We start from the raw sequence: 15,221 nt of genomic DNA, 5'->3' as shown, positions 1-15,221 counted from the left end.
GGTCAAAATCTTATCTTTGCTGACAAAAAATTGAATTTTTAAAATAAATTGACCATATGGATTTTAAACTTACAGAAGAGCATATAATGATTCGGGATGCAGCAAGAGATTTTGCAAAATCTGAACTGTTACCAGGGGTGATTGAGCGTGATGAAAAACAGGAATTCCCATCCTCTCAGATCAAAAAAATGGGAGAATTAGGATTTCTTGGAATGATGGCATCTCCAGAATATGGCGGTGGTGGAATGGACACTGTATCTTACGTTCTTGCAATGGAGGAAATTTCTAAAATAGATGCATCTGCATCTGTAGTAATGTCCGTAAATAACTCTTTAGTATGTTGGGGACTGGATACTTTTGGATCTGAAGAGCAAAAAAAGAAATATCTTACTAAACTTACTACTGGAGAATCTATAGGAGCTTTTTGTTTATCTGAACCGGAAGCAGGAAGTGATGCAACTTCTCAAAGAACTACAGCAATAGACAAAGGAGATCACTACATTTTAAACGGAACTAAAAACTGGATTACTAACGGTAGTTCTGCAGACTTTTATTTAGTTATAGCACAAACAGACAAGGAGAAAAAGCATAAAGGTATCAATGCCTTTATAGTAGAAAAAACCTGGGAAGGATTTGAGATAGGACCCAAAGAACAAAAATTAGGAATAAGAGGTAGTGATACACATTCCCTTATTTTTAACGATGTTAAAGTTCCAAAAGAAAATAGAATAGGAGAAGATGGATTTGGGTTTAAATTTGCGATGAAAACTCTAGCGGGTGGAAGAATAGGTATTGCAGCGCAAGCATTAGGAATTGCTGCTGGAGCTTATGAATTGGCTTTAGAATACTCAAAGGTTAGAAAAGCATTTGGTACTGAGATTTGCAATCACCAGGCTATAGCGTTTAAATTAGCAGATATGCATGTTTCTATAGAAGCTGCAAGACATTTGGTGATGAAAGCAGCTTGTGATAAAGATAATGGTGGTGATTATGACCTTTCAGGAGCCATTGCTAAACTATATGCATCCCAAGTTGCTATGGATGTTTCTGTAGAAGCTGTACAAGTGCATGGAGGGAACGGATATGTAAAAGAATATCATGTAGAACGTTTAATGCGTGATGCTAAAATTACGCAGATCTATGAAGGAACCTCAGAAATTCAGAAGATCGTAATTTCCCGAAGTATTTTAAATAAATAGTAATTATCTTAATATATATTTTGAAGCAGCCTTAGGGCTGCTTTTTTTAGATCTACACTTTATAACACTCAGTAAAATCTACTCCTCAAGTTATATATAGCACGTTAGAGAACATAATACTTTAGCAATATAATAGTAGTATCTCTATTGATTAATGCGTCCCGCTAAACCTGATGGTTTATCACCGGGCTTTTCGCGCTACGTGGTAGCTTGCTACAATCCCTGGCCGAGTCAGCATAAAATTCTAATATAAAAACACACCACCCCATCCAGAGGTAATCTCCAGATGGGGATTTGTATTTTTTATAGGAACTGAAGTGTTGCGAATTGGGTATATAAAACAACAACACCCTTTTCCGGGATATCGCTATCCGGAAGGGGTTTTATTATGTGTAACGCTGGGTTGTTCCTATTTGAGTATAGGGTATAAAAAAACCCCTTCATCTGGTGATGAAGGGGTTTTCAAAAACAAGGCGACGACATACTCTCCCACAATACAGCAGTACCATCTGCGCTAACGGGCTTAACTTCTCTGTTCGGAATGGGAAGAGGTGAGCCCCGATGCAATAGCCACCTTAAATCTTTAAGCAGTGATACACTCCAAAGTGTATAACTAACTTCTAATAACATAACATATATAGGAAATAAACAATAGAAGAAAATTAGATAAATAACAATGCAATTAGATAGGTTTTTCGCTCCCATCCTATTACTAGGATGGGAACTGCACTAAGCTTTACGGATTATTAGTACCACTCGGCTATGACATTACTGCCTTTACACCTATGGCCTATCAACGTGGTAGTCTCCCACGGTCCTTTAAAGAAATCTCATCTTGTGGTGGGTTTCGCGCTTATATGCTTTCAGCGCTTATCCCTTCCGAACGTAGCTACCCAGCAATGCCACTGGCGTGACAACTGGTGCACCAGAGGTTCGTCCAACTCGGTCCTCTCGTACTAGAGTCAGATCCACTCAAATTTCTAACGCCCACTGTAGATAGAGACCGAACTGTCTCACGACGTTCTGAACCCAGCTCGCGTGCCACTTTAATGGGCGAACAGCCCAACCCTTGGGACCTTCTCCAGCCCCAGGATGTGACGAGCCGACATCGAGGTGCCAAACCCCCCCGTCGATGTGAGCTCTTGGGGGAGATCAGCCTGTTATCCCCGGCGTACCTTTTATCCTTTGAGCGATGGCCCTTCCATGCGGAACCACCGGATCACTATGCTCTACTTTCGTACCTGATCGACCTGTATGTCTCTCAGTCAAGCTCCCTTATGCCATTGCACTCTACGCACGGTTACCAAGCGTGCTGAGGGAACCTTTAGAAGCCTCCGTTACTCTTTTGGAGGCGACCACCCCAGTCAAACTACCCACCAAGCATTGTCCTTCCATTGGAAGTTAGGCTTCAAACAAGTAAAGGGTGGTATTTCAACAATGACTCCACCACACCTAGCGATGCAGCTTCAACGTCTCCCACCTATCCTACACATCACTTGTCCAAAGTCAATACTAAGCTATAGTAAAGGTGCACGGGGTCTTTTCGTCCCACAGCGGGTAATCGGCATCTTCACCGATACTACAATTTCACCGAGCTCATGGTTGAGACAGTGTCCAGATCGTTGCACCATTCGTGCAGGTCGGAACTTACCCGACAAGGAATTTCGCTACCTTAGGACCGTTATAGTTACGGCCGCCGTTTACTGGGGCTTCAATTCAATGCGTCGCCGAAGCTAACATCTCCTCTTAACCTTCCAGCACCGGGCAGGTGTCAGGCCCTATACGTCATCTTTCGATTTAGCAGAGCCCTGTGTTTTTGATAAACAGTCGCCTGGACCTCTTCACTGCGGCCCATCCGAAGATGGGCGACCCTTCTCCCGAAGTTACGGGTCGATTTTGCCTAGTTCCTTAACCATGAATCTCTCGAGCACCTTAGAATTCTCATCCCAACTACCTGTGTCGGTTTACGGTACGGGCTGCCACCACTTGCTTTTCTTGGAAGTCGATTTGCTAGATTATCACGCCGGCCGAAGCTTTTGTGTACTATTGCCGTGTTACCACTGGCTTCAACGTACTATTCCGTCAGTACGCACTAACTTTTCGCCTCCGTCACGTTTAACGTGGGGCAGGTACAGAAATATTAATCTGTTGTCCATCCACTAACCCATTCGGGGTCGCGTTAGGTCCCGACTAACCCTCAGCTGATTAGCATAGCTGAGGAAACCTTAGTCTTTCGGTGTGCGGGTTTCTCGCCCGCATTATCGTTACTTATGCCTACATTTTCTTTTCTAATTAGTCCAGCATACCTCGCAGTACACCTTCAACCCTATTAGAATGCTCCCCTACCACTTACAGTAATCTGTAAATCCATAGCTTCGGTAGTATATTTATGCCCGATTATTATCCATGCCGAACCGCTCGACTAGTGAGCTGTTACGCACTCTTTAAATGAATGGCTGCTTCCAAGCCAACATCCTAGCTGTCTGGGCAGTTCAACCGCGTTTTTTCAACTTAATATACATTTGGGGACCTTAGCTGATGGTCTGGGTTCTTTCCCTCTCGGACATGGACCTTAGCACCCATGCCCTCACTGATAAAAATCATTTTATAGCATTCGGAGTTTGTCAGGAATTGGTAGGCGGTGAAGCCCCCGCATCCAATCAGTAGCTCTACCTCTATAAAACTAAATTATCGCTGCACCTAAATGCATTTCGGGGAGTACGAGCTATTTCCGAGTTTGATTGGCCTTTCACCCCTACCCTCAGGTCATCCCAAGACTTTTCAACGTCAACGGGTTCGGTCCTCCACTATGTGTTACCACAGCTTCAACCTGCCCAAGGGTAGATCACACGGTTTCGCGTCTACCACTACCAACTACAGCGCCCTATTAAGACTCGCTTTCGCTACGGCTCCACCTCTTAAAGGCTTAACCTTGCTGGCAACGGTAACTCGTAGGCTCATTATGCAAAAGGCACGCCGTCACCCCTAAAGGCTCCGACCGCTTGTAAGCGTATGGTTTCAGGATCTATTTCACTCCGTTATTCACGGTTCTTTTCACCTTTCCCTCACGGTACTGGTTCACTATCGGTCTCTCAGGAGTATTTAGCCTTAGCGGATGGTCCCGCCAAATTCATACAGGGTTTCTCGTGCCCCGCACTACTCAGGATACCACTATCAATAACGCTCTTTACCTATACGGGACTATCACCCTCTATGGTCACTCTTTCCAAAGTGTTCTAATTCATTACGCATCAAATATCGTGGTCCTACAACCCCAATAAGTCCGTAAACTCATTGGTTTGGGCTAATGCGCGTTCGCTCGCCGCTACTTGCGCAATCACTATTGTTTTCTTCTCCTCCGGGTACTTAGATGTTTCAGTTCCCCGGGTTCGCCTCCTTGCGGATAATACATCTTCAATGTACTGGGTTGCCCCATTCGGATATCTGCGGATCAATTTGTGTGTGCCAATCCCCGCAGCTTTTCGCAGCTTATCACGTCCTTCATCGCCTCTGAGAGCCTAGGCATTCCCCATACGCCCTTATTTAGCTTATGTGCTTTTACCTAATTTACTCTGTTATTATTAAAACGCCGTGCAGCAGTTCTAATAACAACGATTATTATTTATTCTTTTGCACTTACAATTAACTTGTAAGCACCTAATGTTTCTCGTATTCTTTATTTCCCAATATGTCAATGAACGTTTTTCCCTTAAACGACCTCTTTTCGATGATAACCAAACGAAGTATACTAGTGTATCCTGGTTGTTTGAATTACCTATACCTAAAAGATCTAGGAATAGTGGAGAATATCGGAGTCGAACCGATGACCTCCTGCGTGCAAGGCAGGCGCTCTAGCCAGCTGAGCTAATCCCCCATTTTCGAAATTCAGAACTATGAATTCAGAATTAAAATGATTAGAATTCTCAACTTCTAAAATTTCCTATAATTTTAATGAACATCTTTTATAACTCTCGCTATAAAAAGTAGTCTCAGGCAGACTCGAACTGCCGACCTCTACATTATCAGTGTAGCGCTCTAACCAGCTGAGCTATGAGACTGTCTAATTTAAGAGACATTTCTCAAGGTCTCCCTTTATTCTTTAATAATTAAATTGACAGGAATCAAGACAAAAACAAAATCTTAAGAGATCTGCTTTGTAACTGCGATTGCTCTTTAATAAGCAATACTCTAGAAAGGAGGTGTTCCAGCCGCACCTTCCGGTACGGCTACCTTGTTACGACTTAGCCCCAGTTACCAGCTTCACCCTAGGCCGCTCCTTACGGTGACGGACTTCAGGTGCTTCCAGCTTCCATGGCTTGACGGGCGGTGTGTACAAGGCCCGGGAACGTATTCACCGCATCATGGCTGATATGCGATTACTAGCGATTCCAGCTTCACGGAGTCGAGTTGCAGACTCCGATCCGAACTGAGATAGGGTTTATAGATTCGCTCCTGCTTGCGCAGTGGCTGCTCTCTGTCCCTACCATTGTAGCACGTGTGTGGCCCAGGACGTAAGGGCCGTGATGATTTGACGTCATCCCCACCTTCCTCACAGTTTGCACTGGCAGTCTTGTTAGAGTTCCCGACTTGACTCGCTGGCAACTAACAACAGGGGTTGCGCTCGTTATAGGACTTAACCTGACACCTCACGGCACGAGCTGACGACAACCATGCAGCACCTTGTAAATTGCCCGAAGGAAAAGGTGTTTCCACCCCTGTCAATCTACATTTAAGCCCTGGTAAGGTTCCTCGCGTATCATCGAATTAAACCACATGCTCCACCGCTTGTGCGGGCCCCCGTCAATTCCTTTGAGTTTCATTCTTGCGAACGTACTCCCCAGGTGGGTTACTTATCACTTTCGCTTAGCCACTCAGTCTTGCGACCGAACAGCTAGTAACCATCGTTTACGGCGTGGACTACCAGGGTATCTAATCCTGTTCGCTACCCACGCTTTCGTCCATCAGCGTCAATAAATTATTAGTGATCTGCCTTCGCAATCGGTGTTCTATGTAATATCTATGCATTTCACCGCTACACTACATATTCCAACCACTTCATAAGTATTCAAGAACAACAGTATCAATGGCAATTCTATGGTTGAGCCACAGACTTTCACCGCTGACTGATTGTCCCGCCTACGGACCCTTTAAACCCAATGATTCCGGATAACGCTTGGATCCTCCGTATTACCGCGGCTGCTGGCACGGAGTTAGCCGATCCTTATTCGTACAGTACCGTCAAGCTCCCTCGCAAGGGAGTGTTTCTTCCTGTATAAAAGCAGTTTACAACCCATAGGGCCGTCTTCCTGCACGCGGCATGGCTGGATCAGGCTCTCGCCCATTGTCCAATATTCCTCACTGCTGCCTCCCGTAGGAGTCTGGTCCGTGTCTCAGTACCAGTGTGGGGGATCTCCCTCTCAGGACCCCTATCTATCGTAGCCATGGTAAGCCGTTACCTTACCATCTAGCTAATAGAACGCATACCCATCTTATAGCCATAAATGTTTAATCATCAATTAATGCTAATCGATAATACTATGGGGCATTAATCCAAATTTCTCTGGGCTATTCCCCTCTATAAGGTAGGTTGTATACGCGTTACGCACCCGTGCGCCGGTCGTCGGCGGTGCAAGCACCCCGTTACCCCTCGACTTGCATGTGTTAAGCCTGCCGCTAGCGTTCATCCTGAGCCAGGATCAAACTCTTCATCGTTAATCTTTAAATAATATAACAATTACAAGGTCTTCTTCTATTACTATCTCCGAAAAGATAATAACAGCTCAAAATTCTATTCTAGTCTTGATTCGTATTCTTTTGGTTTCTTCTGCCGTTCTTACGAACAACATTTGAAACGCGCTGTCAATTCAATATATCAATGAACTTAGTTGATCTCCTCTTAACGAAGAGCTCATTGTGAAATTAAAGGAGTTGAACCTTCTTTTTTTTACTACCCTATCCCGGGATTTCAATTCAGTATTTTGTAGTGATCGTATCCGCTGTGTAAGCGGCTGCAAATATACAACGCTTTTTCTTTAACTTCCAAACTTTATTTTAAAGTTTTTTGAAGTTTTTTTTAACCTCTTATTAGGAAGTAAAAACCGTCGCAACCCACACTAGTAAAGAACTTTCTCACTCCTCAAACAACACCTTCATGTCATTCTCAAAGCGGATGCAAATGTACAACTCTTTTTCTCTAACCAGCAAACTTATTTTAAGTTTTTTTTAGCCTCTTTAAATCTTTAAAAATAACAAGGCTTTTTAACCGGGTACTCATCACTATACAAAGAACAAAGCTTCTTACATCACTTAACCAGTGGCGCCTAAAGCGGCTGCAAATATACACCGCTTTCTTTCTTATAACCAAGCTTTATTTTATCTTTTTTCTAATATTTCTTTAACGTAGCCTTAACGCTTTGAAACTTCGAACGTTAAACTTCTGATTATTTTATCGCAGTTTCCAGATCTAACGCCAAGAACCTATAATTCTTGTTCAAATTGGAAATTGTAGCTATCTCAACTACACGCGTTAGGGAGCGAAGCGGTAGCTTAGTAAAAGCTCTTTCCGGCTTTTAATAACTACAAGCATAGCGCCCGACCCGACCAAAGAAAGGGTAACGCACAAAAAAATATATATATTTTAGTAAATAAAAAAGATCTACTATTAATACGAGATGGATAAATCTAATAAGACAATGAGATTATAAAAAGAAATCCCACACTAACCCAAATCTAACTAAGAAATCTCTATATGGATAAGACGGCGCAGTAAAATTGTTATTACCATTAATAAGCGTATTTACATTTTCCAATTTAAAGAAGATCCTGGTTTGCCTTACCCGTCCATTAAAAAAGAAGTCTACCATAGGATAGCCACCAAGCTCCTCATTATTTTGAACGTAGAACTCGGCCAGAACCGGATCATAAGAATTCATATTATACGCATTAAAATATTTAAATGTTAATCCTGTCTGTACATATAATGCTCTTTGAAACCAGTGATCTTTAAAATAGAGTGTATTTCTAGTAACAAGGTCTGGTACATTAAAAACATCTTTACCTGAAGTTACATTTTGATACATTACTGTATTATCTAATGCAAATTTACCATAAGTAAGCTCCTTCCCTAATTTCACCTTTAAATAATTAACGGTACCGTTATATTGAAAAGGTTTTACGCCATTAGACTCGTCTACTCCAAAATATGCATAATTATCTATTTGATTGATACTTGCCTCGACATTAAATAGATCTAAAGACCTTAACTGCAGACTTAAACTTCTCTGACTTTGATTGCTAAAATCGTTACTCCAATTATAATTGAGGTAATCACTTTGATACAATAGATAATTATAGTTTGGAGCATGATCATTAATGTTGATCTCTGCACTTAGCTGATTGTTTTGATTTAATTTATATCCTGCACCCCCTGTAAGATAGAACCCAGTAAAATCTCCAACAATATTTGCCATGGCATCTGCATAGATATCAAATCCTCCAATAGTTTTCTCATAAGCGGCACCAAATCCAAAATTATCCCCCTCAATTCTATTATTGATCTTATCTTCTTCTAAAAAAATAACGGAATTGTATCCATAATTATAATAAGAGTGTTGTCCCTTAGCGGTTAGTTTACCAAGCAAAGAATTTTCATAGGTAACTCCTACTACATTCTTAATGTGTCTAGACAAAACTCTATCTTCTAAATTAGAAGCTCTAAAGGAAGCCCCATAATATTCTGGTGTAGCTTCATCTTGCCTAAAGATATATTTCTGATCGCTAAAATCTAAAATATGTTGAAGCGTAATAGCATTAGAAGTTCCCTTTACCAGATCATACTCCTGATCTAAATAAAATCTTTTGCCATAAAGTATATTCTCCGCATTTTCATATTTCATTTCCAACAAAGATCTATCATCAAATTCTGGTTCCTTATCTAGGTATTGCTGAAGCGCATCTTCACTCAATCCACCATTTTCCTGGTTTAATAGATCTTGAGACACAAAATGTGTTTTAATTCTGTACCTATCATCACTGGTATTATAATTAAATGTCGCTCTAAAGTTTCCAGTACTAGTAAGTGCATTTTGATATTTACCCAGTGAACGAAGTCCTTTATAAGCCACAGAAAAATTTAATCTTTCTGAAGTGTTCATGGTAAAGAATGCATCTAAGGTTTGACCTTGCTCGGGAACGGTCTTAAAATAAACTTCTGTGAGCGGAGTTGGAACCTGATAATAATAAATATCTTCTACTTCCATAAAATTGAAATGACGAGCCTGCGCTACAAATTCTGGAATAAGCACTTCACTTTTAATATCTCTAGCTAAAGAATTATAGGTTTGACCAACATTATTAAAAGGAAGTAATTCAAAATTGTCTTTTCTGAGATAGTTGAACTTATAATCTTTCTGAATGGTTAAAGAAGTATCTAGGATAACTGTATCTCTTTTAACTGTTATGATCCTATATAATGATATAGGTGGTTTTGCGGCAGAGTCTTGTTTTTGCACATCTTGGCTTGCAGCACTATTATTTCCAACAGGCCCTTGCTGAGATTTTTGGGTAGGTGTATTTGGTGCAGGATCCTGAGCAAATAAGATTATAGGTACCAGAATAAACAGAACTAAAATAAGGTGCTTCATTTTTATATATCAACTTCTACAAAAGTAAAATAATTAAGCGAACAGAAGGAGTTTGTATAAAAACAAAAAACCGCCCATAATGGGCGGTTTAATATTATAAGATTACAAGAACTAATTAGTCTCCGTAACCAAAATTCTGATCTAAATTAGCATTTGCATCATCTTCTGCAAGAGGAATTGGCATTGCAAAGTTATAACTTCCGTATGCAGGACCTTGATGTAATTGTAATTGTACATCTACAAAAGGAATATCCATTTTAGTTCTAGCTAAGTCATGGAATCTAAATCCTTCAAAAGCTAATTCTTTTCTTCTTTCTAACAAGATGTTAGCTTTAGTAGCCTCAGAATATTCTGATGCTCCTCTATTAGAAGGAATCATGTTAAGATACATAAGAGCATCTGTACCACCAGTTTCTAATAAAGCTTCAGCATATATTAAAACTACTTCTTCATATCTCACAACAGAGATATTATCTTTAAATGGAGATAAAGATGGATATTTTCCAGTATTTCTCAAAGTTCCATTTGCATATAAAGTAATTACACCTTCTTTATCATCTGTAGATACCCCTCTAACATCACCATCTTCATAGATAGCAGCTAAATTTGGTAAAGCGATAACATCACCATAGTTTGTAGCTTGGTAAATGTTAGCAAGACCGTCAATACCTTCGTTATCTGTTTCTGAGTTTGCTATTTCAAATATTGAATTAGCTGCCCCATCAATAGCAAAAGAATTTAAGAATGAAGATTCATCTACTACACTAAAGTTACCAGAAAGAATTACTTCTTCCGCAGCATCTTTAGATCTCTGCCAGTCACCAAAATAGTTAGCGATTCTAGCTTCAATAGCACTTGCAGCATAGGTATTGATAAACTCAACATTTCCAACACTATCATCCATTAAGCTTTTAGCCATTTCTAAATCTGCATAAGCCATATCTCTTACTTCTTGTACAGAATTACGAGCTGGGAATAATGAGTTCTCATCTCTAAAAGCAGTTACGTAAGGAACACCTGCAGAAGAAAGACTTCCACCATTCACATTTTGTTGCCCGTAGAAAGTAACTAGATCAAAATGAGCTAAAGCTCTAATAACGTAAGCTTGACCTTTTATCTGATTGATAGTAGCTTCATCTCCGCTAATATCACTAGCATTAATTACAATGTTCGCAGAACCAATAACCGAGTACATTCTTGCCCACAATGTTTCTGAAATACCAGAAGTTGCCAGCAAGTCCATTCTAGCTTCTGTTACGAAACGGTTTGAATTCGCGTTAGAAGAAGCATTATCAGCAAAAACCTCTCCTAAAATTATCTTATCTCTCCCGTAATAATCTGTAAGAGATATTCTGTTATAGGCTCCATTAATTACGGCCTGTAGATCATTTACAGTATTAACACTAAGGTCAATATCTTTAGATTGCTGTAAAGTTGGATCTAAATTGTCTTCAGAACAAGAAGAAAGAATCCCTAATCCTAAAGCAATTGTAAATATGTATTTAAAACTCTTTTTCATTTTTCTTAAAATTTAATGTTAACACCTAAAGTATATGATTCAACCGGAGGTGTAGTTAATGCAGTATATCCATTTGCTCTTACTTCTGGATCTAGCTTTAAACCATCATCCTTAACCCATGTAGCAACATTTGTTCCACGTAATGTAAGTGTTAACCCATCAAGACCAATAGTTTCTACAAATCTAGAAGGTAAAGAATAACCTACAGCAACATTTTTCAATCTTACATAGTCACCATCATATAAATGACGAGATGATGTATTATGGAAGTTATCATTTGTACCGTAATCTACTTTTGGAACGTCTGTAACGTCACCTGGTTGTTGCCATCTCTCTAATAATTCTGCAGCACCATTGTAAGTTCCTAATGTAAATGAGTTAGTTCTTAAGTAGAATTGCGCGTATTGCTCGTAGATCTTGTGTCCACCTGCAAAGTAAGCATTTCCTTCAGCAAAGAAACCTCTATAATCAAATCTCATTCCTAAACCTCCAGAATAAGTTGGTAAAGCACTTGCATTTTGATCTACTCTTTGAGCAGCGTTGTAGTTTGAAGTAACTTCTCCATCTCTACCGTTAACATACCAAGTTGGAGCACCAGTTTCTGTATCTACACCAGCCCAAGTTCTCATGAACCAAGAACGTAAAGGTAATCCTGTACGAGTAGTTTTGTAGCTACTTCCAGCTTCAGTATCTAAATCATTACCATCTGCACCTACAGCAAGTTCGGTAACTTCGTTATCTACAGTTGCGTAGTTAGCAGATACATTCCAAGTAAAGTCTTCAGTTTTAATAACATCAACAGCAAGTTCTGCTTCGATACCTTTATTCACCATTTCTCCTACGTTTCTAGCTTGTACATCAAACCCGGTAGTTAAAGATAATGGCACATCTAATAAAAGATCATATGTTCTACGGTTGTAGTAAGCAAAAGATCCAGAAACTCTATTTTGAAGTAATCCAAAAGAAACTCCTAAGTCAAAAGATTCACCTTTTTCCCAAGTAAGATCTGCATTTCCAAATTGTGATGGGAAACCTGCTCCGTTATCTGCATAGTTTGCACTATACGTTAACAATGGTTGGTAAGCATTAAGACCTACACCGTTGTTACCTGTAATACCATAAGAAGTTCTTAGTCTTAACGTGTTAAAAACTGAGTTAGACATAAAGTCTTCTCTGTGAATATTCCAAGCTGCACCTACAGATCCAAAAGTACCAAATCTATTTCCTGGAGCAAATCTAGAAGAACCTTCACGACGAATTGTTCCATCTACCACATATTTACCAGCATAGTTATAGTTAATTAACCCTAAATAAGAAACATTATACCAGTCACTAAATTGTGAATCTGCATCAAAGTTAGCACTTGCAGTGTTAATTTGAATTAGACCATCTACTGGGAAGTTTTCTCCTGATCCAAATAAGTAAGAGTTCTGATTTTTTTGGTATTCAAAAAGAGCAGTAAAATCAAAGTTATGATCTTCACCTAATTTGAAGCCATAGTTTAAAGATCCTTGGTAAACCAAGTTAAAGTTCTTTTCATCAGACACAGCGATAGTTCCGTTTACTTCAGCACCGTCACCTTCGTATCTGTTATTGTAGTTGTTGTATTCGTTTAATTGGTAATCTAAACCTAATCTATTAGAGAAAGTAAGACCATCAAATAATTCCCAATCTAATTTGGTGTTTGTAATAGCTCTTGTTAATGCATTTCTAGTTACGTTGTTTTCGTTAACGTAGAAGATGTTTGGAAGAGAACCAAAAGGAAGATCGATATTATAAGTACCATCATCGTTACGAATATTATTGAAAGGGTTCATAAGAACTCTAGTAATAAAAGGATTCGAGAAGAAAGTACCGTTTTCTAATACCGGGTTTTGAGTAATGTTAGAAACATTGATAGACTGAGATAATTTTAAGTTGCTTCTTAAATCTCTGTCAAAGTTTAAAGACCCATTAATTCTTTCGAAATCACTTCCAATTACTGTAGCTTCAGTATTGTTGTAACCTAAAGAAGCGTAGAAGCTAGACTTTTCACCTCCACCAGAAGCAGAAAAAGTATAGTTTTGAGTTAAAGCATCTTCATTTCTAATTTCTCCAGCCCAATCGTACACAGAAGTACCATCATAATTCGCATCAATAGATGGAATTAAACCACGAGCTTCAGCAGGAGTAGTTACTCCAAGATCTCTTACAGTTCCATTAGGTCCATAAGAACGCAATAAAGCTTCACCTAATAATTCATATCTCTGAGGACCAGTTAAAACGTCTCTCTTGTTATAAGCGTCATTTTGGAAACCTACTTGAGAAGAGAATGTGAAACTAGTATCTCCAGATGCACCAGACTTAGTTGTAACAACAATAACCCCGTTAGATCCACGTGCTCCATAAGCAGCAGTAGCAGATGCATCTTTAAGTACAGTAATACTTGCGATATCCTGACTGTTGATAGATGCTAATGGGTTTAAAGAAGAATAGTTAGCACTTCCTGAAATGTTGTTGTTAGAAACCGGCACTCCATCAATTACATATAAAGGATCATTAGCTCCGTTGATAGAACTTATACCTCTAATACGGATATCCTGAATAGAACCAGGAGTACCAGAAGATTGAGAGATTTGAAGACCAGCTACTTTACCTTGTAAAGCTTGTTCTACAGAAACTGCAGGAGACTTAGCTATTTCTTCACCACCTAATTGAACAGATGAACCTGTAACTTCTTCAACACCTTTAGTGCTGTATCCAAGTACAATTACTTCATCTAAAGCGGCAGCATCTACATCTAATGTTACATTAATAGTATTAGAAGCACCTACTGTTTGACTTTGGGTTGCAAAACCAACATAAGAGAATACAATCACCTGACCTGTAGCAGTAGAAATTTGGAAATTTCCATCAAAGTCTGTTTGTGTTCCATTGTTTGTACCCTTAACAATAACGTTTACCCCTGGAAGAGGTAACCCCTGATTATCGCTAACCGTTCCGGTAACGGTTTTTTCCTGTGCAAAGGTTAATTGCACCACAAACACTAAAAATAGTGTTAGAATTACATTTAATTTTTTTTTCATTATTTTGTTAATTTGAATTAGCCTGCGCCCAAGACCGTTGATATTCCTTAATGAAGTACTAATCTAAGATCTTGAAGTGTTAAAATCTTAACACAACGCTGTTAAGTAGATGCACAAAAAACCAAATGGTTGCGTAGGTTGCGTAAATATTTTTAAATTATTATCTTAATGTTAAGAAATTCCTATTCCAAAAGTCAATTAGAATGTGGTACAGATGAAGCCGGAAGAGGCTGTCTTGCTGGTCCCGTGGTTGCAGCAGCTGTTATTTTACCCAAAAGATTTAAAAATAAAATTTTAAATGATTCTAAGATCGTAACAGGTAAAAATAGAGACGAATTAAGGCTAATTATCGAAAAAAAGGCTGTTTGCTATGGCGTGGCACATGTAGATAATCATAAAATTGATGAAATTAACATTTTAAATGCCTCATTCCTTGCCATGCATCATAGCATAGATCTTCTATCTTCTATTCCAGAACATATTCTTGTAGATGGCAACAGATTTAAAACATATAAAGACATTCCTCATCTCTGTGTAGTGAAAGGTGATGGGAAATACTTAAATATTGCAGCTGCATCTATACTGGCTAAAACTTATAGAGATGAGTATATGAAAAAAATAGACCTAGAATACCCCATGTATAATTGGAAAAAGAATAAAGGCTATCCAACCAAAGAACACAGAGAAGCTATTGCAAAGTATGGAACTACTCAATATCATAGACAAACTTTTAAACTGCTACCCGATCAATTGAAACTAGAATTATAACTTAGCACCTTAGTTAAAATTTTCTACT

5 protein-coding genes, 2 tRNA genes and 3 rRNA genes are annotated in these 15,221 nt (G+C 39.2%); 2 read left to right on the top strand and 8 right to left on the bottom strand.

What is annotated here, in order from left to right:
- The first annotated feature begins 56 nt into the window (after nt 1-56).
- On the top strand, nt 57-1,199 hold the full coding sequence (locus BLT84_RS06400) for an acyl-CoA dehydrogenase (protein ID WP_091263681.1): 1,143 nt from the start codon (nt 57-59) through the stop codon (nt 1,197-1,199).
- 468 nt (nt 1,200-1,667) lie between these two features.
- Here BLT84_RS06400 and rrf read toward each other — a convergent pair.
- The 8 genes from rrf to BLT84_RS06360 form a co-directional block, all read right to left on the bottom strand.
- Nucleotides 1,668-1,777: ribosomal RNA gene (gene rrf / locus BLT84_RS06395) — 5S ribosomal RNA — on the bottom strand.
- 147 nt (nt 1,778-1,924) lie between these two features.
- Nucleotides 1,925-4,754 (bottom strand): 23S ribosomal RNA (locus tag BLT84_RS06390).
- A gap of 245 nt (nt 4,755-4,999) precedes the next feature.
- Nucleotides 5,000-5,073: transfer RNA gene (locus tag BLT84_RS06385), tRNA-Ala, on the bottom strand.
- Nucleotides 5,074-5,183: 110 nt separating this feature from the next.
- Nucleotides 5,184-5,257, bottom strand: a tRNA-Ile gene (locus BLT84_RS06380).
- A gap of 134 nt (nt 5,258-5,391) precedes the next feature.
- Nucleotides 5,392-6,911 (bottom strand): 16S ribosomal RNA (locus tag BLT84_RS06375).
- The 16S, 23S and 5S rRNA genes sit together here with 2 tRNA genes alongside, the layout of an rRNA operon.
- Before the next feature lie 986 nt (nt 6,912-7,897).
- The gene (locus BLT84_RS06370; protein WP_091263679.1) at nt 7,898-9,841 is read right to left on the bottom strand and encodes a putative porin; all 1,944 of its coding nucleotides are present in this window, start codon (nt 9,839-9,841) and stop codon (nt 7,898-7,900) included.
- A gap of 115 nt (nt 9,842-9,956) precedes the next feature.
- On the bottom strand, nt 9,957-11,360 hold the full coding sequence (locus tag BLT84_RS06365) for a RagB/SusD family nutrient uptake outer membrane protein (protein WP_091263676.1): 1,404 nt from the start codon (nt 11,358-11,360) through the stop codon (nt 9,957-9,959).
- Nucleotides 11,361-11,365: 5 nt separating this feature from the next.
- Nucleotides 11,366-14,425 (bottom strand): SusC/RagA family TonB-linked outer membrane protein, encoded by a 3,060-nt coding sequence (locus BLT84_RS06360; RefSeq protein ID WP_091263674.1) that lies wholly within the window; start codon nt 14,423-14,425, stop codon nt 11,366-11,368.
- Nucleotides 14,426-14,593: 168 nt separating this feature from the next.
- Here BLT84_RS06360 and BLT84_RS06355 point away from each other — a divergent pair, with 168 nt between their 5' ends.
- Nucleotides 14,594-15,193 (top strand): ribonuclease HII, encoded by a 600-nt coding sequence (locus BLT84_RS06355; RefSeq protein WP_091263673.1) that lies wholly within the window; start codon nt 14,594-14,596, stop codon nt 15,191-15,193.
- Nucleotides 15,194-15,221 lie beyond the last annotated feature (28 nt).

Source organism: Gillisia sp. Hel1_33_143 (genome assembly GCF_900104765.1).
In the GTDB taxonomy this organism is placed as follows: Bacteria; Bacteroidota; Bacteroidia; order Flavobacteriales; family Flavobacteriaceae; genus Gillisia.
The sequence above is the reverse complement of the archived record's forward strand: the minus strand, read 5'-3'. Positions and strand labels throughout refer to the sequence as shown.